Source organism: Maribacter sp. (genome assembly GCF_039968975.1).
GTDB lineage: Bacteria > Bacteroidota > Bacteroidia > Flavobacteriales > Flavobacteriaceae > Maribacter.
On sequence record NZ_JBDVOT010000079.1, the window covers coordinates 13,355 to 38,072 of the forward strand.

Consider the following 24,718-nt stretch of genomic DNA (forward strand, 5'->3'; position numbering starts at 1 on the left):
TTTGCTAACTTTGAAGAAACGCATAGCTTTTGTTAACAAAGTTTTCTCTTAGGACACGAATATTTGTATCAATGATATTATTGGTCTTAATAGCATCTGTTTTAATATTTGGTATAACTGTTTATCAGTTCAGGGAAATTAATATAGATTACCATGAAAATAGAATGGAGCGTAAAGAGGAGCAAATACGTCAAAGTATTGATCTTGCCATTCAAAAAACCACTTACCCTGTTACTACTGAAAATCTCGATTTAATTTTTAAAAAAGAAATATATGAGATTGCAGTTGTGCAAAACATGAATTTTAATATTTATAGTCTGGAAGGTGAATTAATCAAGAGCTCTCGTCCTAAATTTGCCAATGACTCTATTTCTATGTGTTTGGATGCGGAAGTGTTGAATAAATTAGAAGTGAGCCCTATTAAACGTTATGTACGTGAAAATGCTTTGGCTGGCGATAAATATCAAGCTTCATTTACATATATAGCGGATCAAAAATTTAAACCGATCGGAATTTTAAATTTGCCTTATTTTGAAGATAATTCATTCAATGATAGTGAATTAAAAGAGTTTTTATGGCGATTATTAGGTGTGTACTTATTGATGTTGTTAATGGCGATATCATTCGCATTTTTTATATCTAAATACATTACTCGTTCTTTAGAAACTATATCTACAATGATGGGTAAAACGAACTTAAGTAAACAGAATAAGAAAATTTATATTGACAATCCCGGAGAAGAAATAGAAAAGTTAATTGCCGCTTATAACGGTATGATAGATGAATTGGGACAAAGTGCAGTGAAATTAGCTCGAAGTGAGCGTGAGCAGGCTTGGAGAGAAATGGCGAAACAAGTAGCACATGAGATTAAAAATCCACTAACACCAATGCGATTAACGGTTCAGAGTTTTGAACGTAAATTCAATCCAGATGATCCACAAATTCATGAAAGATTAAGAGAATATTCAGATACATTAATTCAGCAAATAGATACCATGAGCAGCATTGCATCTGCTTTTTCTAATTTTGCCGAGATGCCCGCACAGCAAAACGAAACACTTAATGTTGTTAAGATTGTAAAACTTGCCTTGGATATTTTCAATGAAGAGTATATTCATTTCATTGCAGAAGAAGAGGAAATAATTGCAAAATTAGATCGTACACAGCTAATACGTGTAGTCACCAATTTGGTTAAAAATGCTATACAAGCAGTACCAGATGTTAAATCGCCTAGAGTTTTGGTCAGTGTTGCGTCTGAGGGCAATATGGTTAAAATATCTGTGGCAGATAACGGTCATGGTATTGAAAAGGATAATGAAGAAAAAATATTTGAACCTAAGTTTACCACCAAAACAAGTGGCATGGGCTTAGGTTTGGGTATGGTTAAAAATATTGTGGAAACATATAAGGGTACTATTAAGTTCACTTCTCATCTTGGTAAAGGAACAGTGTTCTGTGTTAAGTTTCCTAAAGAGAATGTATAATTCAACAAATCAACAATAATGTCATACGAAACTTTACTAATTGAAAAAGACAATACTACAGCAATTGTAACCATCAACCGCCCTAGTAAATTAAATGCCTTAAACAAGCAGACTATTGGTGAATTACATGATGCTTTTAAAGATTTGAAAAAGGACAAAAGTGTAAAGGCTATAATCTTAACAGGTAGTGGAGAAAAGGCATTTGTTGCCGGTGCAGATATTTCAGAATTTTCGGATTTTAGTGAGAAAGAAGGAAAAAAATTAGCGGCCAAGGGTCAGAAACAGTTGTTCAATTTTGTTGAAGATTTATCTAAACCTGTTATTGCAGCGGTCAACGGGTTTGCCTTAGGTGGCGGATTGGAATTGGCAATGGCATGTCATTTTAGAGTGGCAAGTGATAACGCTAAAATGGGCTTGCCCGAGGTTTCTTTAGGGGTTATCCCTGGTTACGGCGGTACACAACGTTTACCTCAGTTAGTGGGTAAGGGTAGGGCTATGGAAATGATAATGACCGCGGGTATGATTTCTGCAGAGCAAGCAAACGCCTATGGTCTGGTAAACCATGTTACTACACAAGAAAATCTATTGCCACTATGCCATAAAATTATCTCTAGAATAACCAATAATTCATCTGTAGCTATTTCACATGCAATAAAAGCAGTAAATGCTGGTTTTAAGAATACTGTAAATGGTTATGAGCAGGAAATTGAAGCTTTTGGAGCCTGTTTTGGAACAGACGATTTTACCGAAGGTACCACTGCATTTTTAGAGAAAAGAAAAGCAGAGTTTCCAGGTTCATGACATAAACCAAATTGGTTATGTTAAAACGTAGCGCTTTTTTATTCTTATTTGTAATCAATATTCTAAACTCTTTTGCCCAAGAAGAAGAATTGGTTTCTTATACTATTGGTGAAAAATTTCACGATAAATATAGATATTCCAACATGCTTGCCATTGCAGATGATGGTAATGAGGGTACTGTTATAGTACGTGCCTATTATACAGGAATTGTTTTAAGACCTAAAGGCTACTTTATTGAGCATTATAATAAAGATTTAGAACTTGTTTCTGAATATAATTATAAACTTAAAAATGCTAATTTTATAGATGCCTATGTACGTAACGGGCAAGTTTATTTGTTGTTTTTAGAGTATAACTATAATACTAGAAGTTATCAGTATGAAGTGCATAGAAGTCCTTTCTCTCAATTTCAATTTACAAAAGAAACCCTGCTATCTATAGCGTCTGACCCTGTAGAACAACCTTTAGATAGAAATTTTTATAACAGAAACTTTTCTTCTGGTTTTACTACCTCTATTTTATTCAATGATGATAAGTCGGCATTTGCCATTACTACACATTATAAGAAGAGAAAAGTAGACCAACATCATATTCATGTGTTTGATGCCGGACTTAATAAACTGATGGAGCATGATTTTTCTGATGAAGTAGAAGAAAAGAATTATGCCTTTGAAAATATAGTTTTTTCTAAAGATTTACAGCATGTTTATTTAGTAGGTAAAGCATACTTTAAAAAGAAACGTTTTAATGCTACAGAGCGAAAGTTTCAGTATGAAATGGTTAGAGTTTCTAAAAGTGGTAGAAGCGTACAATCATTCTATACGCCTGGTAAATTTCCAGAATCCCTGAAACCTATTTTTAAAGGAAATGAACTTTTATGTATCGGTTTTTATGCTGATCGAAAGGATAATCGATATAACGGTATTTCTTATTTTAATTTAGATCCAAAATCTTTAGAATTGAAAGCGGAAAAGTTTAATCCATTCTCTGAGCAGTTTATGATGGATAAATTTGGGCGAGAAGAGGATAAAGCTATTAAAAATTTGGTTTTCAAAGGCATGGATATTACCAAAGAGGGAAATATTCTATTTAATGCAGAAGAATATTTTACCAGTAAAAGTGTACAGTCTAATTCTAGTGGTGGTCGTGTAATGGTAACAAGATATCATCATAATGATATTATTAGTGCCAAGTTGAGTGCTACGGGAGATTTAGTCTGGGCACGAAATATCAATAAAACAGAGGTTACACAAGGCGATGGGGCATATGCTTCATACAGTGCTTATACTAAAAACAATACTACCTACTTTTTTATTAGTACATCTTCAGAAAATCCGCAACAATTGAGCGAGGATCGTATTATGTTTAAACAAGGATTAAGTAGAAATAGAAATGTCTTTTTAATTCGTTTGGATGAAAACGGACATATGAAATACAACAAGGTTATTGACGATACCGAAGCGCGACTACCTTTAATGGTATCTGCACCTTACATAGATAGACTGAATGATGAATTAATGTTTTATGCAAAAAGGGGAACAAAAAAGCAATTGGTTCAAGTAGGTGTTAAATAAAATTATTGTTAGGATTTATTCCATAATTTTGGATTAAATCCTAATAATGAAATTTAACTCTTCTTTAAAAGGTAGAGGTGCCCAAAAAAATACCAGCAATAAATTTTCCGCCTATAGCTACGAAACACGAGATGATTTTCTTGAGTTTTGCCGTTTAGAAGGGGAAGTTGCCGATAAGAATAAAACCCAATACCTACCTATTTTTCCGAAAACGATAGTCAATAAAGTAACTAGTCCAGATGTGGGTATGAGTTACTCTATGAACATGTACCAAGGTTGTGAGCACGGCTGCATTTATTGCTATGCCAGAAATGCTCATGAATTTTGGGGCTATAGTGCGGGGTTGGACTTTGAACGGAAAATTCTGATAAAACAAGACGCTCCAAAATTACTGGAAGCAAAATTAAAAAGTAAAAGTTGGAAAGCTTGTACCATAGTCATGTCGGGCAATACAGATTGCTATCAGCCTGCAGAAAAAGAATTTGAACTGACTAGAAGATGTCTAGAGGTGTTTTTGAAATACAAGCATCCGGTAGGTATTATAACCAAAAATGCCTTAATATTACGTGATTTAGATATTTTGAAGGAACTCAATAAATACGGATTGATAGGCATTAATATTTCGGTTACTTCCTTATCTGAAGAAACAAGAAGAATATTAGAGCCAAGAACTACGACTATTAAAAAACGACTGCAAGCTATACGTGTTCTGTCTGAAAATGGTATTCCTGTAAATGCAATGTTAGCACCCATTATTCCGGGAATAAACAGTCATGAGATTTTGAATTTAGCTAAAGCGGTTTCAGAAAATGGCGCTGTTTCCATGGCATTTACCGTGGTTCGATTAAATGGAGCAATCGGTGAAATATTTACAGATTGGATTCGTAAAACCTTACCCAACAAAGCAGAAAAAGTATTACATCAAATACAAGAATGTCACGGTGGCAGCTTGAATGACAGTAGATTTGGGGTACGTAGTAGAGGAGATGGTAAAATAGCAACTCAAATTCATGATATGGTTCGGTTGGCTAAGCGAACCTATTTTAAAGATAAATCTTTTCCAAAGCTAAATACAAGTTTACACGAATCTCATAAGGAAGGACAGCTAAAACTATTTTAGGTTAATCTACTTTGCGCGGGTGTATAGATTGCCCTACCAACTTCCAATTACCATCTATTTTTTCTAGAATACGGATTTCATAAGTGTAATTGGTAATGCCGTCAGCATTGGTAGATTCTTCATCGTGACTTACCCAAGCATGGTTTTCGGCAATATTCATTTTGTAATTAGAATTTTTAGAAGTTCCGCCCTGACCAATCATATTTTCTGGAGGATTAATCATCATCAGTGGTGGTACATCAATACTATTTCCATCTGCCATAGTAACAAATATTCTACTGTAAGGTTGAATAGACCAACAAGAAGCATGCGCTTCAATATCTCCTGATCGCCAGGTAGAAGATTCTTTTTCTAAAAGTGAAATTATCACTTCTTCATCAGTCTGTGAGTAAGCTAGGTTTACAGTGAGAAAAAGTAATAGTAAAAGATTTTTCATGAGATATGTATTTAGATACATGAAATATAGACTTATTATCTCTATTTCTTAGATTGTAATTATAACTACATGAAAATTAGGTAAATATTGCATATAGGTCAAAAATTTATGGTTTTGAATTAGTTTGTAAAATTTAAAAAGTGTGTAATAGTTTAAGGTAAAAATATTCTTTAAAAAGTTTTGTTAAAATAAAATCCAAAAGGTAATTCAAAGCGTAGATACCACAAGAAATAAATATTAGAACTATTTATATAAACCGAGAATACTACCCAATAAAATATGAAAAATTCGAAAAATAATACCGAGAAAGAAGAGAAGAAAGGTTCTCTTTCTAAAATGAAACATTTAATTCAAAATGCTAATGCATGGGGTGTTTTTGTAATGGGTAGTACATTTGTGCTAATGTTTGGTTCAGCTTACTTAGCATATATTTTACAAAACGATTTCACTCAACTGCATTTAGAAAGAAAAAGCTCCATGATTGGATTTATATTCATGATTGTAGCTGCAGCTTTTTTCTTTTTTAAATTGAGTTTCTTTATTTACACTTTTGTAAGATTTTTAAAATATAAAGCGATACCGTCTGTTTCTGATGAAGAGTTACCAACAGTTACGGTTATTGTTCCGGCATATAACGAAGGAAAACAAGTATGGGCAACGTTAAAGAGTTTAGCAGAAAGTGATTATCCAGAAGATAAAATTCAATTATTAGCTATTGATGATGGTAGTAAAGATGATACTTGGACTTGGATGCAAGAAGCTAAGAAGGAATTGGGGGATAGAGTTTCTATCTGTCAGCAACCTAAGAATATGGGTAAGCGCCATGCACTGTACAGGGGATTCAATGAAGGTACTGGTGAAATATTTGTAACTGTTGATAGTGATTCTATTGTAGACAAGGATACGCTAAGAAATTTAGTTAGTCCGTTTATTGTTGATGAGAACTGTGGTGCAGTAGCGGGTAATATTCGTGTTCTTAATAATGAGAAAGAAATTCTGCCAAAGATGCTTGACGTGAGTTTTGCATTGAGTTTTGAGTTTGTTCGCTCTGCTGAAAGTACATTGAATTCAGTATTATGTACGCCAGGAGCTTTAGCAGCTTACAGAGCTACAGCAGTGTTTGGTTGTTTAGATGAGTGGATTAATCAAACATTCATGGGGCAAGCTTCAGATATTGGTGAAGACAGAGCAATGACCAATATGATTTTAAAGCAAGGTTTTCATGTATTGTTTCAAAGAAATTCATTTGCTTATACTAATGTTCCTGAAAAATATAAAGGGCTTTACAAAATGTTCATTAGATGGGGTAGAAGTAATGTACGTGAGAATATTCAAATGTCTAAGTATGTATTTACGAATTTTAGAAAAGGACCAAAATCAGGTACTAGATTATTATTCTTTAGCCAATTCTCAAGAATTGTATTATGCTACCCATTTGTGTTGTTCATGTTAATATTCGTGTTTACGCACCCACTATTGTTCTTAAGTTCTACTTTTGTAAGTATATTGGTGTTATCTACTTTTCCAGTATTATTTTACGCTAAAAGGTACTCTTTGTCAGAGTCTGTTTGGGCTTACTCCTATAGCGTGCTTTTTACGTTCGGTCTTTTCTGGATTACACCTTATGCAATAGCTACGGCAAGTAGAAGTGGTTGGTTAACAAGAGAATTGCCACAGAAATAGTGTGCTATATTTTATAAAATGTAAAAGGGTCTTAGCGTAAGTTAAGACCCTTTTTTAATAATGAATTATAAAGTATAATTTAACTTAAATTTTTTAAGGGATTCCATTCTTGATAAAATTGCTCTAAAAAATCAATCATATACTGATGTCTTTCTTCCGCTAATCGCTTACCAGTTTTAGTATTCATTTTGTCTTTTAAGAGCAATAATTTCTCATAAAAATGATTTATAGTTGGTGCTTTTGACTTTTTGTATTCTTCTTTCGTCATTTCTAGATTTGGCGGTATGCTAGGGTCATAGAGAGCTCTATTTTTAAAACCTCCATAATTAAATGCACGAGCTATACCAATAGCGCCAATAGCATCTAAACGATCGGCATCTTGGACCACTTTGAGTTCCTTAGATGTAAATAGCTTCTTTTTCATCTTGCCATCGGTCAAGCTAGCTTTAAATGAACTGTATTTGATAATATTGGTTACATGGTTAATTGTTCTTTTAGGTACACCAAGGCTCAATAAAAAATCTTCTGCCATTTTGGGTCCCAAGGCTTCATTACCATCATTGAACTTGGCATCTGCAATATCATGTAGAAGTGCACCTAAGCTAACAATCAAAATATTTATATCATCTTCCTCTTTTGCAATTAACATGCTATTGTTGAATACGCGTTGTATGTGAAACCAATCATGCCCTCCTTCTGCATTTTTCAACGTTTCTTTGACAAATGTTATAGTTTCTTCTACAATTTCTGAATTGGTCATTTAAAGGAATTTATCCCGCTAACTACGGATGCTTCAATTTGTTGAATAAGGTCATCTAAATTGCCTTTGTTCTCTAAAGGTTGTTGTACTTCTAAGCGAACCTTGGCACCTAATCCCATCGGAAATTGCCCAAAACGAACCAGTTTCCATGAATTATTAATGCTTACTGGAACAATTAAGGCAGACGGTGCTTTTTTAAGGAGCATTTTAAGTCCCATAGGTTTAAATGGCTTTGGGTGTCCATCTCTACTTCTGGTGCCTTCAGGAAAAATTACCGCACTTCTATTATGCTTTTCAATATAAGCACCTAGTTTGCCTATTTCCATGATGGCAGATTTACCATCTTTTCTGTCAATAAGCACAGAACCACCATGAACAAGATTAAATGATACACTAGGTATGCCTTTGCCCAGTTCTTTTTTACTTACAAACTTAGGGTGGTATTTACGCATATACCAGATCAGGGGCGGTATATCGTACATGCTTTGATGATTGGTAACAATGATTAAAGGTCTATCTGTTGGTAAATCAAAATTATTGGTAAAGTTGTATGTAGTGCCTAAAATATTAGTGCTACGCATTAAACAAAAGTTCAATTTGCTAACCGTTGGCTTTAAACCATTGTAGCCAAATATTTTAAAACCTAGCCATTGGATAGGATGAAAGATAAGCAGGCATAGCCCAAATGCCACGAAAAAAAAGGGGGTTATGATATAAGAAAGCAACTTCTGCATCTTACAAAAATAAAAAACCGCTCAATTAGAGCGGTTTTTTAATCCTATTATTTTGTAGGAATATATTTTATGCTGTAAAATTTAGCAAAACTCGTCGTAAGCTTGTGCTAAATTCTGAGCGATCATTTCAGCTGGTCTACCTTCTATATGGTGACGCTCTATCATATGAACAAGCTCTCCATCTTTGAACAATGCCATAGATGGCGAAGAAGGAGGGAAAGGAACCATAAGGTTTCTTGCCGCATCAACAGCTTCTTTATCTACACCAGCAAATACCGTTACTGCATGGTCAGGTTTTTTATCGTTCTGCAAGCTCATTTTGGCAGCAGGTCTTGCATTTGCCGCTGCGCAACCACAAACAGAATTTACAACTACTAAAGTTGTTCCTTCCTTATTGATGGCATTTGCTACTGCATCTGCTGTATATAATTCTTCAAATCCGGCAGAAGCCAGATCATCTCTCATTGGTTTTACTAATTCCGCAGGGTACATATTCTTAATGTTTTAATTAAACTATTACAAAGATAATCAATTAGTCGCAGCACTGCTTCAGACCTTAACTTTTCATTGGCCTAACTTTCTATTCGTAATATTTTATCTTTGGCAAAATTGAGAATACGAAATGATTAAATGGTTGGGAGCTATAATAGGCTTTTCTTTTAGAGGATTATCTGGAGCGGTATTAGGTTTCTTTGCAGGTAGTATTATAGACAGCTTTTTTGGGTCTAATAAAGGTAGTGCTCGTAGTGTGTTTGAAGATTATACAAGACCAAATGTTACTGCGGCAGATTTTGAATTGAATTTGTTATCGCTATGTTCTATAGTGATTAAAGCAGACGGACAAGTGAGCCAATCTGAAATGGATTATGTTCGCCAGTATTTTGTCAGTACCTATGGTAAAGATAAAGCCAACGCTATTTTTAGAAGTTTTAATGAAATTAATAAGAAGGGGCAAATATCTGCACAGAAGGTATGTACTTTTTTGGCTCAGCGTACACGTTATGAGGTACGTTTGCAATTGCTTCATTTTTTATTCGGTATTGCTCAAGCAGATGGTAATATCAGTAATCCTGAGGTACAGAAAATTCGTGAAATTGCCGGCTACCTTAGAGTATCGTTGAATGAGTTTGATAGTATAAAGGCCATGTTCGTAAAATCTGCGGACAACTCTTATAAAATTTTGAACATTCAAAAATCTGCTACAGATGCCGAAGTTAAAAAGGCATATAGAGAGATGGCTAAAAAATACCATCCGGATAGAGTGAATACAAAAGATGAAGCCATCAAAAAAGGTGCTGAAGAGAAATTTAAGCAAGTACAGGCGGCTTACGAAACAATTCAAAAAGAACGAGGTTTAAATTAAGTTTTTAAAGACAATTAATACAATGCAAGAATTTTGGTTTTATATACAGTTAGGCTTACAACATGTGTTGGATATTAATGCATATGATCACATATTATTTTTGGCAGCTTTGGCGCTTCCGTTTAGATTTAAGAGCTGGAAAAATGTATTACTATTAGCAACTGTTTTTACCATTACTCACTGTTTGGCATTGGTTTTTTCGGTATTTGAAATATTGGTGATTGATGCTAGCTGGATAGAATTCTTGATTCCTGTAACTATAGTGAGTACAGCACTTTTTAATTTAGTGGGCAGTACCGATAAAAAAGATGATAGCTCTATTTGGTTTCATGTTTTGGTTACAGGTATTTTTGGTTTAGTACATGGTTTCGGATTCTCTAATTATTTTAAAATGATGATTATGGGAGAAGATGATAAATTAGCTCCCTTATTAGGTTTTGCTGGCGGTATTGAATTATCTCAGGTAGTTATTGTGCTTTTAGTGTTGTTATTGGCTTATATGGTTCAGACGATATTTAAGGTAAAACAAAGTTTATTTGTAATGGTGGGTAGTATTTTAATCATTTTAATCACGATTCCATTACTTTATGAAACATTTCCGTTTTAAGACTGTTAAATTTTAGCCTAAGCTATTGCCGGTACTATTCAAAGCAGGTACCTTAGGGCAAAGTGCTTTAGCAAAGCATATTATAAATGAAGAAGGAAAAACAACTAAAATATGACATGGCCTATTTAAGAATGGCCAAAGAATGGGGTAAATTATCTTCATGTAAAAGAAAACAAGTAGGTGCAATTATCGTGAAAGATAGGATGATAATTTCTGACGGATATAATGGTACACCAACAGGTTTTGAAAATTATTGTGAGGATGAAGATGGGTATACCAAATGGTATGTTTTGCATGCAGAAGCCAATGCGATTCTTAAGGTAGCTAGTTCAACACAGTCTTGTCAAGGGGCAACATTATATATTACCTTATCTCCTTGTAGAGAATGCAGTAAGCTTATACACCAGTCTGGCATTAAACGTGTAGTGTATCAAGTAGGCTATAAAGACGACTCTGGTTTAAAATTTTTAGAGAAAGCTGGAGTAGAAATAGAACATATGCCAGAAATAAATGTGACGATATAACGTTAACACTAATGATGAATAAAAAATACAGTGCTCTTTTTCCTTTAATTATCGCTTCTGCGCTTGCATTAGGGTTTTTTATAGGCGGAAAACTGAATTTTAATGACTCTCCAGAACGTCTATTTTCTACCAATTCAAAAAAAGATAAACTCAACAGACTTATTGATTTCATTGACTATGAATACGTAGATGATGTAAATACAGATAGTATTGTAGATGTTACTGTAAATAGTATTTTAGAAAAATTAGATCCACATTCGGTCTACATTTCAGAAAAAGAAATGTCTGGTGTAACCGAAAATATGAAGGGAGATTTTGTAGGTATAGGTATTAACTTTTATTCTTATAATGATTCTATTGCAGTTATAAAAACAGTGAAAGACGGTCCAAGTTATTCTAAAGGAATTTTACCAGGTGACCGTATTCTTATGGCAGATAATGACACGTTATACGGAAAAGATTTTCCCAGTGAAATTATTGTCGAGAAACTTAAAGGGAAAGAAGGTACTTCAATTAATCTTACCGTATTTAGAAAATCTGAAAATAGAACGTTCAAAGTAAAAGTAAAACGCGGCATTGTACCATTAAAAAGTGTAGATGCCTTTTACATGCTTACTAAAGATATTGGTTATATAAAGGTGAACAGATTTGCAGAATCTACTTACAAGGAGTTTAAAGATGCTTTGGTGAAATTACAAAAGCGTGGTGCCGGCAAATTGGTGTTAGACTTACGTGATAATCCTGGCGGTTATTTAGGTATGGCAGAAGAAATGGCAGATGAGTTTCTTGAAGATGGTAAATTGATTTTGTTTACCAAGAACAAGAAAGGAAAGATTAACAAAAGTTTTGCCACCGATCATGGTAGTTTTGAAGATAAGCCAATATATGTATTGATCAATGAGCGTTCTGCCTCTGCTAGTGAAATTGTAGCAGGTGCTTTACAAGATAATGATATAGGTACTATTGTTGGTCGCCGTTCTTTTGGTAAGGGCTTAGTACAGCGAGAAATGGCTTTAGGCGATGGTTCTGCTGTTAGACTTACCGTTTCTAGATATTACACCCCTACGGGTAGAAGTATTCAAAAAACGTACGCTAATGGTACCAAAGATTATTATCAACGGTTTACAGATAGATTCCATAGCGGTGAAATGATTTCTGTAGATAGTATTAAAGTAGCAGATTCTTTAAAGTTTACCACACCTAAAGGAAAAGTAGTATATGGTGGTGGTGGTATTATTCCTGATGTCTTTGTCCCTATTGGTAGCAATGAAGAAGAAGCTGTTGAGAGTATGGATAATTTAGGTTTCTTGTCCTTTTTTGTATTTGAGCATTTAGATGAAGATCGAGAAAGATATGCTCAATATACCCAAGAAGAATTTGTGAAAGATTTTAGGGTTGATGATATACTCTTTGAAAAATTTGTAGCATACTCAGTAGATAGAAATTTGAGAATGAATTTCTATGACTATGAGCAAAGTATTAAACGATTTTTAAAAGCCAATATAGCAGAGCAGTTATTTAATACCAATATACATGCTAAAATTAAGGCAGATGAAGATCTTATGCTACAAAAGATACTGGAATTAGATGGCGGTGTAATTCAGCAAGAAGAGGCTGCAGAAATTAACGCCAGCAACTAATCTTTATTGATCTTATCTTGAATTTTTCTACTGGTAACGAATACCAAAAGAAGTACAATGGCGCATAACGATGCCATTATACCAATTAACGCTATAGTACTATTTTTCTCAAAAGGGTCGGTAAAATTCACTAGAGTAACATTATAGGCTATAAGTGCCACTGCAATTACTATGAATATTATTGATAATGTCTTGCTCATAAACTTGTTTTTATAAAAGTACAACCTTCTAACGGTCTAGAAAAGTTCATTAATATTTGCTGCAAATAATTTAACAGCTATTGCCATAAGAATTACCCCAAATACTTTTCTAATAACATTTACTCCGTTTTTACCTAACATCTTTTCAATTTTTACAGATGATTTCAGCACAATAAAAACGAAAATAATATTGATGATAATAGCTACAATAATATTTTCAACATAATATTCTGCACGTAAAGAAAGTAATGAGGTCAAGGTACCTGCCCCTGCAATTAAAGGGAAGGCGATAGGTACTACAGAAGCACTTTCAGGTTCGTCATCTTTGTATAGCGTAACACCTAAAATCATTTCAATGGCCAAAAAGAAGATAATGAAGGCTCCTGCTACGGCAAATGAATTTACATCAATACCGATTAAACCTAGTATTTCATCTCCAAGAAACAAAAAAGCGACCATAATTACGGCAGCGACAATCGATGCCTTTTCAGACTGAATATGACCTACTTTTTTTCTAAGACCAATAATAATGGGAATACTGCCCAAAATATCAATTACGGCGAATAGCACCATACTAGCGGTGGCAATCTCTCTTAAATCAAAATGAAAATCCATGCTTCATATTTTTTGCAAATTTACGTTTATAACTATCCACTTGGATGTTTATTCTTGAAATTTTCTAATACCTATACTTTTTAAAAAATGTATCTTGCGCCCTTTAAATTAGGTTATGTTTCAATTAGGGAAAACCATAGTATCTGAAGAGATAATAGAAAACGATTTTGTGTGTAATCTTAGCGCATGTAAAGGCGGTTGTTGTGTAGATGGCGAAGCGGGTGCACCCGTGGAAGATTCTGAAACTGAGATAATGGTTGATATCTATGCTAAAGTAAAGCCATTTTTAAGACCTGAAGGTGTTGCTGTTATTGAAGAACATGGTGCTTTTGTTAAAGGAGAAGATGGGGAGTGGGAAACTCCATTGGTAAATGGTAGTGAGTGCGCCTACGTTATTTTTGATGAAAAGAAAGTAGCTAAATGTGGTATTGAAGAAGCCTATAATCAAGGAGAAATAGATTGGAAAAAACCCGTTTCTTGTCATTTGTACCCTATAAGAGTACGCGAGTATACGGAGTTAACAGCGGTTAACTACCATAAATGGCAAATTTGTGATCCCGCCTGTGCTTTAGGCGATGAATTAAAAGTGCCTATCTATAAATTCGTCAAAGAAGCTTTAATTAGAAAATTTGGTGAATCGTGGTATAAGGAGTTAGAGGAAGTCGCTGAAGACCATCTTAAATAGTAGGTATATATATTACAATTTGTGTGCCTATTGGGTTGGTGGCATCATCAAACTTATCAATAATATCTACATGAAAATAATTTTCATAATCTCGTGAGAAATTTGCTAATCTTTCCTTCGTAATATCGATACCAACAGATTTTCTTTTTAGTAATTTATTATCTTTAATTTTCTCTGCTGCGTCTCTACCTACACCATTGTCGGTAATGACTATTTCTATAAATCCGTTTTTTCCTTTTTTGATTTCTAAGTCAATGTCTTTACGACCATCTTTAGATGATAGTCCGTGCCATAAGGCATTCTCTAAAAAAGGTTGTAGTATGAGTGAAGGTATTTTAATGTGATGCGGGTCGATGTCATCCTTGATGTGAATATTAAAGTTGATTTCATTTGAAAATCTAATATTTTCGATATTCATATATAGTTCGACAGTTTCAAGTTCTTCAGCTAGTGATATCTCTCGCTGAGAAGAAGCTTCCAATATTTTACGGACTAATTTTGAAAATTTATTTAAATAATGAACTGCATTCTTTTTTTCATTATTTATGATATATAATTTGATGGAATTTAGTGAGTTGAATAAAAAATGCGGATTCATTTGACTACGTAGCATACTTTGTTCTAAAGTCAATAATTTTTTGTCTGCATTTAGTTGACTCTGTCGGTATAGAATGTATAAAATACCAATTAATAGAATCAAAGAAATACCGATGATGATAAGCATAGTCTTATTCTTTTTCAACCTTAAACGAACAGATTCGTTCTCTTGGGCAAGACGCTCTAGTTGATTGGCTCTTATTTGAGACTCATACCTTAAAATCATATCATTTACGTATCTTAAGTTGAGTGTATTTGTTATGCGCTCTTCATACTTTTTAGACTCTTTAAAATATTTCATGCCCTTTTCATAATCATCTCTCTTTATCCAAAGTTCAGACAAGAATTTATTTGCATCTGCTATTTCAACATTAAATTGATATTTCTCGGCTAGTGCTAGACCAGCTTCTAGATTTGTTTCAGCGGCATCATAGTCTTCTAATCTAATTTGTGCCCAACCAAGATTAATGTAAATAGTTGTAACAATTTTTTGATCGTTAAGGGAAATGGCTTTAAGTAAGTTAGACTGCAAAATGTCAATAGCTTCTTGCACTTTACCTTGGTGAACATATATGTGGGCTATGTTATAGTTACATTTAATTTTACCGTTATTAGAGTTTATAATTTCATAGTACACCAAAGATTTCCTGAAATGTTTTAAGCCAGGTTGAAGATTTCCTTGAGATTCATAACATTCTCCTAAATTCAGGTGATTTATTGCCAAGCCCAGTTTATCGTCCAATTCTTTTTCTAAAACCATGGCTTTTTCATATTTCTCTATAGCCAGTTCGTATTGCTCAAGCATTTGATAAATGCCACCTATGCTATTCAATGATACGATAATGCTTCTTTTTAGACCTAAACTAGGGTTTTCTACAGTCTCTGCTAGTTCTAATGCATCTTGACTGTAATCTAAAGCAGATTTGAAGGCGTCTGTTCGTCTATAGACCGTGCTGATCATATTTAGGCTGTATACTTTAAATTCAATATTATCAGCTTCTACAGCTACCTTAAGGGCTTCTTGGTAAAGTTCAAGAGATTTGGTATACAAAGAAAGGTCTCGGTAAATACTACCAAGATTATTTAAAGCATAAGCTTGTCCAGAATAGTATTTTTTTTGAAAGGATTTTTGTTCAATATTGCGTAGGGCTGTACTGTCGTTGGTAAAACTGCCAAGTAACTTATCTATCTCTTGACATGTCTGGGGAGTAGATACCAGTAAACTGTCTAAATTATTTTGTAAATCATTAGAAAAGTCTTGGGAGTAACTATTATGCGAGAGCACAAAAGTATATAGAAGAAAGACTAGAATTTTGTAATTGAATTTATACACTATATGTTTATGGAAAAAGCTTGAGTAATATGTAAAAAAACCAAATTAATGAATTATAGCATGTCTAAAAAATCTGATTTTTTTTGCCTTGATACAGGTATTTTATGATTTGATTTTAAGATAACATATCCATCTGTCTTTAAAAATTCTTTTATCTTATTTAAATTGATTATGTATGAATTATGAATTCTAAAAAATGAATCAGATGGTAGTAATTCATTAACTTCTTTGAGTTTTTTAGTAAGCACAATCTTTTGACCGTCAGTTAAAAATATAGTGCTGTAATTTCCATCTGACTCAGCGTACAATATTTCATCGCTTTCTAAAAATAACAGTTTACCGTCTGTGTTTAGTGTAATGCGTTTGTGTACAGCTCTAGAGTTGTAATTTATAAGTGCCATCTCTAAATCTTCGACAGAGAAGTTTTTGCTGTTGAATTTTTTAATTTTGACAATTGTCTCTTCTAAGTCATCTGTATCAATAGGCTTTAAAAGATAGTCCAATGCTTGACTTTTGATTGCTTTTAAGGCATATTGATTATATGCTGTGGTAATTACTACAGGAAAATTTTTATTGGTAAGCTTTCTAATAAATTGAAAACCGTCCATAGTGGGCATTTCTATATCTAAAAATAAACAGTCAGGCGTGTGTTTTTCTAAATAGGCAAGTGCTTCGTTTGGGTTTGTAAAAGATGCTATTATGTTAATTTCATCACTAAAGTTAGTGAGCTCCCAAGTTAAGCTTTGGAGGGCTTTAATTTCATCATCAACGATTACAGCTTGTAACATAAAAAAAGGATATCAAGTTAGAAAGTTATGAAAAATTAAGCGCTTGTTTTATTTTCCTTTGCTAATTTGTGTCAATGGAAGAAATATTAGTGTAATCGGTATATTTTGAATCAAGTGTACATTAGCTATTACAAACTTTAAAAAAGAGGTAAAAAGACTATAATTCATATATTTTAATATATTCTTGTTTTTTTGATTTCCGTTTATACATAAAAAGAGACAAGTTATACAAAATAGGTCTACCAGTTTTAAGCATAAATTTACCTTTAGCAAAGAACTTCAGTGTGTTATAAATGGATTAGACATGAGAAAATGTGGCATAATGTTGACATTATTTATAGTGGTCTTATTGATTGCCTCTCAACTTATGTCAGAAGATGAAAAAGGTTTAAATGAGAATTTAACTGTTTCTGTTGAGGTTCAAAAATAAAATATAGAAAGACAATAACTATAAATTAAGCAAAAACATTAACCGACTGATGAAAAGTTTCAGCGGAGTTTACAGTTTTGCAGATATTAGTATTATTAGTTTAATTACCCTTTTAATATGATATGGTGATATATTAATCACTGAAAGTATTTCTAATAAAGTCGATGGCAAGTTAGAAGTACAGTTAATAAATTCAGAGGGAGGGTTATTGAAAATAAATAGCTCTTTCAATACGGGTAAAAAAGTTTAAAGTTAAAATATAGTACGGTTCTTTATAAGATAGTGTATGTTATCTTATATCTAATGTTTGAGCGCCAAAATAAGTATAACTACGATTCGTCGTATGATTACGTTCTAAGAAAAGGTTTCGGGGGAACTACCTTTATTAGACTTGGTGGGCATTTTTCATAATAGAAACATTAGTGGGGCCGTACATTTTTTATGTCTTATTATTTCATAAACGTAACTTACTCTCTTTAAATAATAACATAGAAAAGCTTTATGCGCCAGAAATCGGTTTAATACTTCAAAATGATGCAAAAAATAGAACTACGGCATGCTTGAATTTTAAGTTTTATTTACAGTAAGAGAATAAAAAAGACCCCATATTATGGGGTCTTTTTTATATACGGCTAAGCCGAGGTTAAGTAAGGGGATGCTTATTTATTTTGATATAAGGCTTTAATGCTATAGAAAAAAGTAGCACAGCTGCATATATCATTAATATGGTGATATAGTTTTCCATGGTTAAAGTACTACAGTATAAGTTGTATACTGTGTAAAATGACATTATGGATTACGGAAATTTAATGGTATCGTTAAAAAGACTGTGAAAAGTTAGTCTTATGGCACTTTTAAGGTTAAACCATTTGTAGTTTAGTTTCATCAATAACAAATTAAAGGAATTGGACTTTACCTTCTTATAAATATAAAAAGATAATTTTGAGACCAGAAGTAAACTGGAATAGACGAGTACTGCTTGTAGGTATTGGGACATATACAAAAGAACGAATAAGTAGGTAAATTCTTACATATTGAATATGTATTTCATCGAAAAGAGAGCAACTACTCGATGAAATACAATTATAGCTCTTTTGTGAAGTATTTAAACAATGAAAAGCTATAGAAAACTGTCTACCTTTTTGTATGCTTCAATAACAGCTAATTCGCCTTCTTTGCCATCTCTAGAATTGCCATGCTCCATACCAAGTATGCCTTCAAAACCTTGTGTATGGATCCATTTAAATACATTGTGGTAATTGATTTCGCCTGTGGTAGGTTCGTTTCTACCAGGGTTATCTCCTATTTGAATGTAAGCTATCTCTGACCAAGAGGCCTCCATATTAGGGATTAGGTTTCCTTCTTGAATTTGCTGATGATAGATGTCAAATAAAATTTTACATGAAGGGGAATTTACTGCCTTACAAATTTCAAATGCTTGTGGAGTATCTGTTAAAAACAATCCGGGGTGATTTCTAAAATTCAAAGGTTCCAATACAATGGTAATATTGTGTGGTTCTAGTAACGCAGAAGCTTGCTTAAGGCTTTCTATGACATTTGCTGTCTGATACCCCATTTTTAACTTAAGATCTACATGGCCAGGTACTACAGTCATCCATTTGGCATTAACCCGTTTGGCAGCTTCTATAGAACTTTTTATGTCATTTAAAAACTCTTCTCTTTTGATTTGATTACCCGATGCCAAATTAGCTGTTTTCCAGTGTATTTCATGTGCTACGAATACCCCCATTTCTAAACCGCGTTCTTTCATGGTTTTAGCCATTTTATTCTGTAGTTCAACAGGTCGTTTACGCATCTCATTATCTTCAAATGCAGTATAGCCTTGATCGGCCATAAAGTTTAACTGGTCAATAGGATCTTCGCCAGCAAGGTTTTTGAACATACCTAAATGAGGGGCATATTTTAAATTATACTTATGGGGATTTTGCTTGTTGTTCAGTGTGCCTGCATAAGTTAGTGTGCTGCTAAGGGAAATAGCACCTGTAGTTAATGCAGATTTTTGAATAAAACTTCTTCTTTTCATAAGTGGTTGATTTAAAGTAAAAAAGCCAAGAACGATGAATAATCATGTTCTTGGCTTTAAATATTTGATATGTTATTGTGTTATAAGGACCATGCCTTACCTCCTGTAAGCTCTTGCATATCTCCACAAGGTACATACTCACCTGGTACAGGTAAATACGCCAATACTTCTTCGCCTACATATTCAGAAGCTTTATAGCCCCATATAGTCATACCTCTTAAATTATTGGCAAAAGCAAATCTAGATATCTCATCATCTATTTCTGCAGTGGTACCTTCAGATATGGCCTTGGTATAACTGTTAATGGTCTCAAACATTTCAGCTTGCTGATCTTTGGTATATTTTAAAGAACTTGCCAAAACTGGTTCTAAATCTTCAGTAGTTAAGTCTTCAGCATTTTCTTTACCAGAATCTGCCAATGCCTTATCTATAAATTTATTCATGGACATTTTAAGGAAATCTTGCTGTTCCTTTTCCATAACATCTTTTGCAAATCTGTCAATAAAGATATCAACTTGTACTTCTGATGCAGAAGGTGTGTCAGTTTTAGGTAGAATAATATCTACCAGTTTAGAAAGTACTGCACCTTCATTTTGAGCCAAGAATTCTGGGGTCCAAGTTAGGGCTGGTTCACTTTTACAGCTTTGAACAATTGACAATAGAGTTGGGGTGGCCACCATATATCCAAGTGACATTCCCATATTTTTTAATACACGTCTTCTATCCATTATATGTTTCCTTTTTTAAGTTGTTCAACTGCGTGGTTTGCAGCTCTGGCTGTAAAAGCCATATAAGTTAAAGATGGGTTTACACAACTGGCAGAAGTCATAAATGACCCGTCAGTTACATATACATTGGGTACATCATGTAATTGATTGTTCCCATTTAAAACAGATGTTTTCCTGTCTCTACCCATACGGGCAGTTCCCATCTCATGAATACCTAAACCTAATGCACTTTCATTATCATACCCTTTTACATCTCTGAGTCCAGCTTTTTCTAACATGTCAACTGCCGACTCTAAAATGTCTTTACGCATTTTAAGTTCGTTTTCTTGAAGCTCTGCATCGAAAGTAACCGTTGGTAATCCCCAATCATCTAACTTATCGTAGTCTAAGGTGAATCTGTTGTTTTCGTAAGGTAGTACTTCTCCAAAGCCCATCATACCAAATGTCCATCCGCCTGGTTTTAAAACAGCATCTTTTAAATCTTTACCATGAGATAGTTCGGCAATAGACTCTTCCCAGTTACCTCTAGAAGCTCCGCCTTGATAACCGAATCCTCTTAAATAATCTCTATCAGAATCTCCACCTAAGTTTCTAAATCTTGGAATGTAGATACCACTAGGTTTTCTTCCTTTATAGTATTTATCTTCAAAGCCGTCAAATTTTCCAGAAGCCCCTACTTGAAGTTGATGATCCATAATGTTACGTCCCAATTGGTCAGATTCATTACCCATACCATTAGGGAAAGTCTCAGATTTAGATTGCATTAATATTGAAGTTGATGCAATTGCAGATGCGCACAAGAAGATAACTTTTGCCTTAAATTCAAATGTTTCTTTAGTGTTTGCATCAATAACCTTTACACCTGTAGCTTTCTTTGTCTTTGGGTCATAAATTACCTCATGTACAATTGAATCTGGTCTAAGTGTCATATTACCGGTAGCTTCTGCTGCCGGCAATGTTGAAGAAAGACTACTAAAGTAAGCTCCAAAAGGACACCCTCTAATACATCTATTTCTAAATTGACACTTGCTTCTACCGTCAAATTGCTTGGTTCCTGTAATGTGTGCTGTTCTACCGGCGGTTACTACACGGCCATTAAAATTCTCTGCTACTTTTTCTCTGAACTCTTGCTCTACGCAATTTAAGTCCATCATTGGTAAAAATTGACCATCAGGTAATTGCTCCAAACCTAAGTTCTCACCACTAACACCAATGTATGTTTCTACCTTATCGTACCAAGGTGCAATATCTTTATAACGAACAGGCCAATCTACAGCAATACCTTCTTTTTTGTTAGCTTCAAAATCAATATCACTTAAACGGTAGCTTTGACGGCCCCATTGAAGAGAACGACCACCTAGGTGATATCCTCGCATCCAATCAAATCGCTTTGTTTCGTTGTATGGATGTTTAAGGTCATTTACAAACCACATATTACTGGCTTGGTTTGTAGTATAACCCGTTCTATTTTGCTTTGGTTGTTGCTCAATGATTTCTTTAGTTGGTTGCCCTGCATTAGGAAAATCCCATGGATCCATATTTGCAGTCTCATAATCATCAATATGTTTTACCATACGACCACGTTCTAAAACTAATGTATTTAGCCCTGCCTCACATAATTCTTTCGCGGCCCAACCACCACTAATTCCGGTACCTACAACTATGGCGTCGTAAGATTCCTGTTCTTTGTTATAATAAAATTTGCTCATAAAAGTTGTTTAATCTCTAAATTTATTAAATATTAAATTAATTCTATACATTTAATGTCCATTCTTATTGCGAAATTCGCTAAAATTAACCTTGAGTTAGATTAATGTACTTATTTGTTAATTTAACGTCAATGCTTAATATTATATTTCAAACAACAACAAACAACCAAAACATGAAAAGAAAAAGTTTTATCAGATTTGCATCTATGGCAGGTATCGGTATCTCGTTACTAGGAACTTACGCTTGTAAGGAAACTAAAAAAGAAAAAGTAGAAAATGCAGAAATTGTAATGGAAGAAAGTGCTGCAACTCCATTTTTTAAATTGTCTTTGGCACAATGGTCTATGCACAAAATGATTAGAGAAGATGGTGTAGATCCATATTCTTTCGCCAAAAAAGCCAAGGATTGGGGATTTACAGGTTTAGAGTATGTAAGCCAATTATATAATCCTGAATTGGAAGATGCCGGTTATTCTGAAGAAGCTATGGCAAATTTCGTTGCAAAATCTAATGCAGAAGCAGAAAAATACGGAATGCAAAATGTTTTGATCATGATTGACGGTCAAGGTAATTTAGCTGTTAATGATGAAGCCGAAAGAAATGAAACGGTAGAGAAACATAAAAAATGGGTAGATGCAGCTGCAGCAATGGGTTGTCATGCAATAAGAGTAAATCTAAACGGTAGTAATGTTCCAGAAGAATGGATCAAGAATTCTGTAGACGGACTTACGAAATTGGCTACCTATGCAAAAACCAAGGGTATTAATGTATTGGTTGAAAACCATGGTGGACTGTCTTCTAACGGAGAATTACATGCCCAAGTAATGAAAACCGTAAATATGGATAACTGTGGAAGTTTACCTGATTTTGGAAACTTTTGTATTGAGCGCAAACCAGATAGTTGGGACTGCCTTAAGGAGTATGACAAATATAAAGGTGTTAAAGAATTAATGCCTTATGCAAAAGCAGTGAGTGCAAAGTCTAATAACTTTGACGCAGATGGTTATGATACCGGTATTGATTATGTAGAAATGCTGAAAATTGTAAATAATGCAGGCTATACTGGATTTATCGGTGTAGAATACGAAGGATCTGAAATAAGTGAGGCTGATGGTATCATCGCTACCAGAGATCTTTTGCTAAAGGCAGCAAAAGAAATAGAATAATCAAGTGGGAGATTTATGGAGACTTTTTTTAATGAAATATTCGATTATAATTTTCACTGTAATAAGAAACTCATAGAGCAGTGTTTGGGGCTCGATAGAGTGCCAACAGAAACCATGCGTTTGTTTAGTCATATTTTAAATGCACACCATATTTGGAATGCAAGAATATTGAACAAACCTATTAAATATGAGGTTTGGCAAGAACATGAGGTGAAGAATTGGGCAGATATTCATTATGAAAATCAACGTAGTTCGTTCGAAATAGTTACTAATGCCGATAATTTTGATAAGCGTATAGATTATGAAAATTCAGAAGGGCGTTTATTTACCAACACCCTACAAGACATTCTTTTTCATATCATCAACCATTCTACAAGTCATAGGGGGCAAATTGCCGTAGATTTTAGAAATATTGATGAAACACCTATAAGCTCAGATTATGTTTATTACAGAAGATAAATGAAGAATAAAGTTAGAGCGCAGCTGTGCTTTATGATGTTTTTAGAATTCTTTATTTGGGGTGCATGGTTTGTTACTCTAGGTACTTTTTTAGGTAACAATCTAAAAGCAACAGACAGTGAAATAGCCTTGGCATTTTCAACACAATCATGGGGAGCTATTATTGCTCCCTTTGTTATTGGTATTATTGCTGATAGGTATTTTAATGCAGAGAGAATTTTGGGAGCTTTACATCTTTTTGGTGCTGTTCTTATGTATTTCATGTGCCAAAGTACAGCATTCGATGGATTTTATATCTTGGTTTTAGCCTACATGATTTTGTACATGCCTACCTTGGCATTGGTAAATTCAGTTTCGTTTAACCAAATGAAGAATCCTGCAAAAGAGTTTTCAATGGTTCGTGTTTTTGGAACTGTAGGGTGGATTATTGCTGGAGTTTCAATAAGTTATATTTTTAGTTGGGACCAAGAAGGAAATATTGAAAGAGGTCTACTTAAAAATACCTTTTTGATGACATCAATAGCATCTTTAATTTTAGGATTGTTCAGTTTTACATTACCTAAAACTCCGCCTAAAGCTAGCAGTTCAGAGAAGCTGGGCATAAAAGAGTTATTAGGATTAGATTCTTTGAGTTTATTTAAGGATAAGAACTTTTTAATATTCTTTATCTCGTCGGTGTTAATTTGTATTCCATTAGCATTCTATTATCAAAATGCGAATCCGTTTCTGGTGGAGGTGGGTATGGATAACCCTACCGGGAAAATGACGCTAGGTCAAGGTTCTGAAATTATATTTATGCTGTTACTCCCTTATTTCTTCACCAAATTTGGTTTTAAGAAAACAATTTTAGTTGCTATGGCAGCTTGGGTAATTCGGTATTTGTTATTTGCATTTGGCGATGCAGAAGGTCTAGGTCTATCACTAATTGTGGGTATTGCGCTACATGGTATATGTTATGATTTCTTCTTTGTCTCTGGGCAAATTTATACCGATAGCAAGGCTGGCGATAAATTCAAAAGTTCAGCACAAGGACTTATTACATTGGCTACATATGGTGTAGGTATGTTAATTGGGTTTTGGATTGCAGGAAAAATTTCTACCGCTTACCTTTTAGAAGATGGCAAACATGTTTGGGAAACCATCTGGATGTATCCAGCTGGTTTTGCGCTTGCTGTATTTATATTGTTCGCGATTTTCTTTAAAACAGAGAAAATAGAATATCAATCTTAGATAAATTC

General features: G+C 33.9%; 24 protein-coding genes. 13 read left to right on the forward strand and 11 right to left on the reverse strand.

All coding sequences use genetic code 11. The features are described from left to right. Positions 1–71 precede the first annotated feature (71 nt). Genes ABJI11_RS05580 through ABJI11_RS05595 form a run of 4 tightly spaced genes read left to right on the forward strand, consistent with a single transcriptional unit; the run spans position 72 to position 4,979 of the window. Positions 72–1,484 (forward strand): ATP-binding protein, encoded by a 1,413-nt coding sequence (locus tag ABJI11_RS05580; RefSeq protein ID WP_348350198.1) that lies wholly within the window; start codon positions 72–74, stop codon positions 1,482–1,484. 18 nt (positions 1,485–1,502) lie between these two features. Then, complete coding sequence (locus ABJI11_RS05585; RefSeq protein ID WP_348350200.1) at positions 1,503–2,285, forward strand: enoyl-CoA hydratase-related protein; 783 nt, start codon at positions 1,503–1,505, stop codon at positions 2,283–2,285. Between the two features lie 17 nt (positions 2,286–2,302). Beyond that, positions 2,303–3,859 (forward strand): hypothetical protein, encoded by a 1,557-nt coding sequence (locus ABJI11_RS05590; protein WP_348350202.1) that lies wholly within the window; start codon positions 2,303–2,305, stop codon positions 3,857–3,859. Positions 3,860–3,905: 46 nt separating this feature from the next. Beyond that, positions 3,906–4,979, forward strand: a complete 1,074-nt coding sequence (locus ABJI11_RS05595) for a PA0069 family radical SAM protein (RefSeq protein WP_348350204.1) — start codon at positions 3,906–3,908, stop codon at positions 4,977–4,979. A 1-nt stretch (position 4,980) separates the two neighbouring features. On the opposite strand, the gene ABJI11_RS05600 is transcribed toward ABJI11_RS05595, so the two are convergent. Continuing rightward, the gene (locus ABJI11_RS05600) at positions 4,981–5,415 is read right to left on the reverse strand and encodes an endo-arabinase (protein WP_348350206.1); all 435 of its coding nucleotides are present in this window, start codon (positions 5,413–5,415) and stop codon (positions 4,981–4,983) included. Between the two features lie 336 nt (positions 5,416–5,751). Between ABJI11_RS05600 and ABJI11_RS05605 the strand changes: the two genes are divergently transcribed. After that, positions 5,752–7,098, forward strand: coding sequence for a glycosyltransferase (locus ABJI11_RS05605; RefSeq protein WP_348350262.1), 1,347 nt, complete (start codon positions 5,752–5,754; stop codon positions 7,096–7,098). Between the two features lie 79 nt (positions 7,099–7,177). Here the strand turns inward: ABJI11_RS05605 and ABJI11_RS05610 are convergent, their stop codons facing one another. The 3 genes from ABJI11_RS05610 to ABJI11_RS05620 form a co-directional block, all read right to left on the reverse strand. Next, positions 7,178–7,858, reverse strand: coding sequence for an HD domain-containing protein (locus ABJI11_RS05610; protein WP_348350208.1), 681 nt, complete (start codon positions 7,856–7,858; stop codon positions 7,178–7,180). Further along, a complete protein-coding gene (locus ABJI11_RS05615) occupies positions 7,855–8,439 on the reverse strand; it encodes a lysophospholipid acyltransferase family protein (RefSeq protein WP_348350210.1) in 585 nt (194 codons plus the stop codon). The genes ABJI11_RS05610 and ABJI11_RS05615 overlap by 4 nt, the downstream gene beginning before the upstream one ends. Positions 8,440–8,673: 234 nt before the next feature. Further along, a complete protein-coding gene (locus tag ABJI11_RS05620; RefSeq protein WP_036151229.1) occupies positions 8,674–9,084 on the reverse strand; it encodes a BrxA/BrxB family bacilliredoxin in 411 nt (136 codons plus the stop codon). Positions 9,085–9,214: 130 nt separating this feature from the next. Between ABJI11_RS05620 and ABJI11_RS05625 the strand changes: the two genes are divergently transcribed. The 4 genes from ABJI11_RS05625 (at position 9,215) to ABJI11_RS05640 (ending at position 12,726) form a co-directional block, all read left to right on the forward strand. Beyond that, positions 9,215–9,955: a TerB family tellurite resistance protein gene (locus tag ABJI11_RS05625; protein WP_348350212.1), complete on the forward strand. Its 741-nt coding sequence runs from the start codon at positions 9,215–9,217 to the stop codon at positions 9,953–9,955. Positions 9,956–9,977: 22 nt separating this feature from the next. Continuing rightward, positions 9,978–10,562: a HupE/UreJ family protein gene (locus ABJI11_RS05630; RefSeq protein ID WP_348350214.1), complete on the forward strand. Its 585-nt coding sequence runs from the start codon at positions 9,978–9,980 to the stop codon at positions 10,560–10,562. An 86-nt stretch (positions 10,563–10,648) separates the two neighbouring features. Further along, a complete protein-coding gene (locus ABJI11_RS05635; protein ID WP_348350216.1) occupies positions 10,649–11,086 on the forward strand; it encodes a dCMP deaminase family protein in 438 nt (145 codons plus the stop codon). 14 nt (positions 11,087–11,100) lie between these two features. After that, on the forward strand, positions 11,101–12,726 hold the full coding sequence (locus tag ABJI11_RS05640; protein ID WP_348350264.1) for a S41 family peptidase: 1,626 nt from the start codon (positions 11,101–11,103) through the stop codon (positions 12,724–12,726). Here ABJI11_RS05640 and ABJI11_RS05645 read toward each other — a convergent pair. After that, positions 12,723–12,926, reverse strand: a complete 204-nt coding sequence (locus ABJI11_RS05645) for a hypothetical protein (protein WP_073241746.1) — start codon at positions 12,924–12,926, stop codon at positions 12,723–12,725. The two genes, ABJI11_RS05640 and ABJI11_RS05645, sit on opposite strands and share 4 nt — an antisense overlap. A gap of 36 nt (positions 12,927–12,962) precedes the next feature. Continuing rightward, positions 12,963–13,541 carry a MarC family protein gene (locus ABJI11_RS05650; protein WP_348350218.1) on the reverse strand — a complete coding sequence of 193 codons (579 nt, stop codon included), beginning with the start codon at positions 13,539–13,541 and terminating at the stop codon, positions 12,963–12,965. A 115-nt stretch (positions 13,542–13,656) separates the two neighbouring features. Here ABJI11_RS05650 and ABJI11_RS05655 point away from each other — a divergent pair, with 115 nt between their 5' ends. After that, complete coding sequence (locus ABJI11_RS05655; RefSeq protein WP_348350220.1) at positions 13,657–14,226, forward strand: DUF3109 family protein; 570 nt, start codon at positions 13,657–13,659, stop codon at positions 14,224–14,226. Here the strand turns inward: ABJI11_RS05655 and ABJI11_RS05660 are convergent. The 5 genes from ABJI11_RS05660 to ABJI11_RS05680 form a co-directional block, all read right to left on the reverse strand. Continuing rightward, complete coding sequence (locus ABJI11_RS05660; RefSeq protein ID WP_348350222.1) at positions 14,219–16,108, reverse strand: tetratricopeptide repeat protein; 1,890 nt, start codon at positions 16,106–16,108, stop codon at positions 14,219–14,221. The genes ABJI11_RS05655 and ABJI11_RS05660 overlap by 8 nt on opposite strands. Before the next feature lie 101 nt (positions 16,109–16,209). After that, positions 16,210–16,944 carry a LytTR family DNA-binding domain-containing protein gene (locus ABJI11_RS05665; RefSeq protein WP_348350224.1) on the reverse strand — a complete coding sequence of 245 codons (735 nt, stop codon included), beginning with the start codon at positions 16,942–16,944 and terminating at the stop codon, positions 16,210–16,212. Between the two features lie 1,550 nt (positions 16,945–18,494). Beyond that, positions 18,495–19,418, reverse strand: a complete 924-nt coding sequence (locus ABJI11_RS05670) for a TIM barrel protein (protein WP_348350226.1) — start codon at positions 19,416–19,418, stop codon at positions 18,495–18,497. An 80-nt stretch (positions 19,419–19,498) separates the two neighbouring features. Next, positions 19,499–20,146: a gluconate 2-dehydrogenase subunit 3 family protein gene (locus ABJI11_RS05675; protein WP_348350228.1), complete on the reverse strand. Its 648-nt coding sequence runs from the start codon at positions 20,144–20,146 to the stop codon at positions 19,499–19,501. Next, positions 20,146–21,855, reverse strand: a complete 1,710-nt coding sequence (locus ABJI11_RS05680; protein ID WP_348350230.1) for a GMC family oxidoreductase — start codon at positions 21,853–21,855, stop codon at positions 20,146–20,148. The genes ABJI11_RS05675 and ABJI11_RS05680 overlap by 1 nt, the downstream gene beginning before the upstream one ends. A gap of 173 nt (positions 21,856–22,028) precedes the next feature. On the opposite strand from ABJI11_RS05680, the gene ABJI11_RS05685 reads away from it, so the two are divergent. From ABJI11_RS05685 to ABJI11_RS05695, 3 genes are read left to right on the forward strand one after another with little or no spacing between them, the layout of a single operon-like run. Continuing rightward, complete coding sequence (locus ABJI11_RS05685; RefSeq protein ID WP_348350232.1) at positions 22,029–23,021, forward strand: sugar phosphate isomerase/epimerase family protein; 993 nt, start codon at positions 22,029–22,031, stop codon at positions 23,019–23,021. 15 nt (positions 23,022–23,036) lie between these two features. Next, positions 23,037–23,480 carry a DinB family protein gene (locus ABJI11_RS05690; RefSeq protein ID WP_348350234.1) on the forward strand — a complete coding sequence of 148 codons (444 nt, stop codon included), beginning with the start codon at positions 23,037–23,039 and terminating at the stop codon, positions 23,478–23,480. Further along, positions 23,481–24,710: a nucleoside permease gene (locus ABJI11_RS05695; protein ID WP_348350236.1), complete on the forward strand. Its 1,230-nt coding sequence runs from the start codon at positions 23,481–23,483 to the stop codon at positions 24,708–24,710. It begins immediately after the preceding gene. Positions 24,711–24,718: the final 8 nt, after the last annotated feature.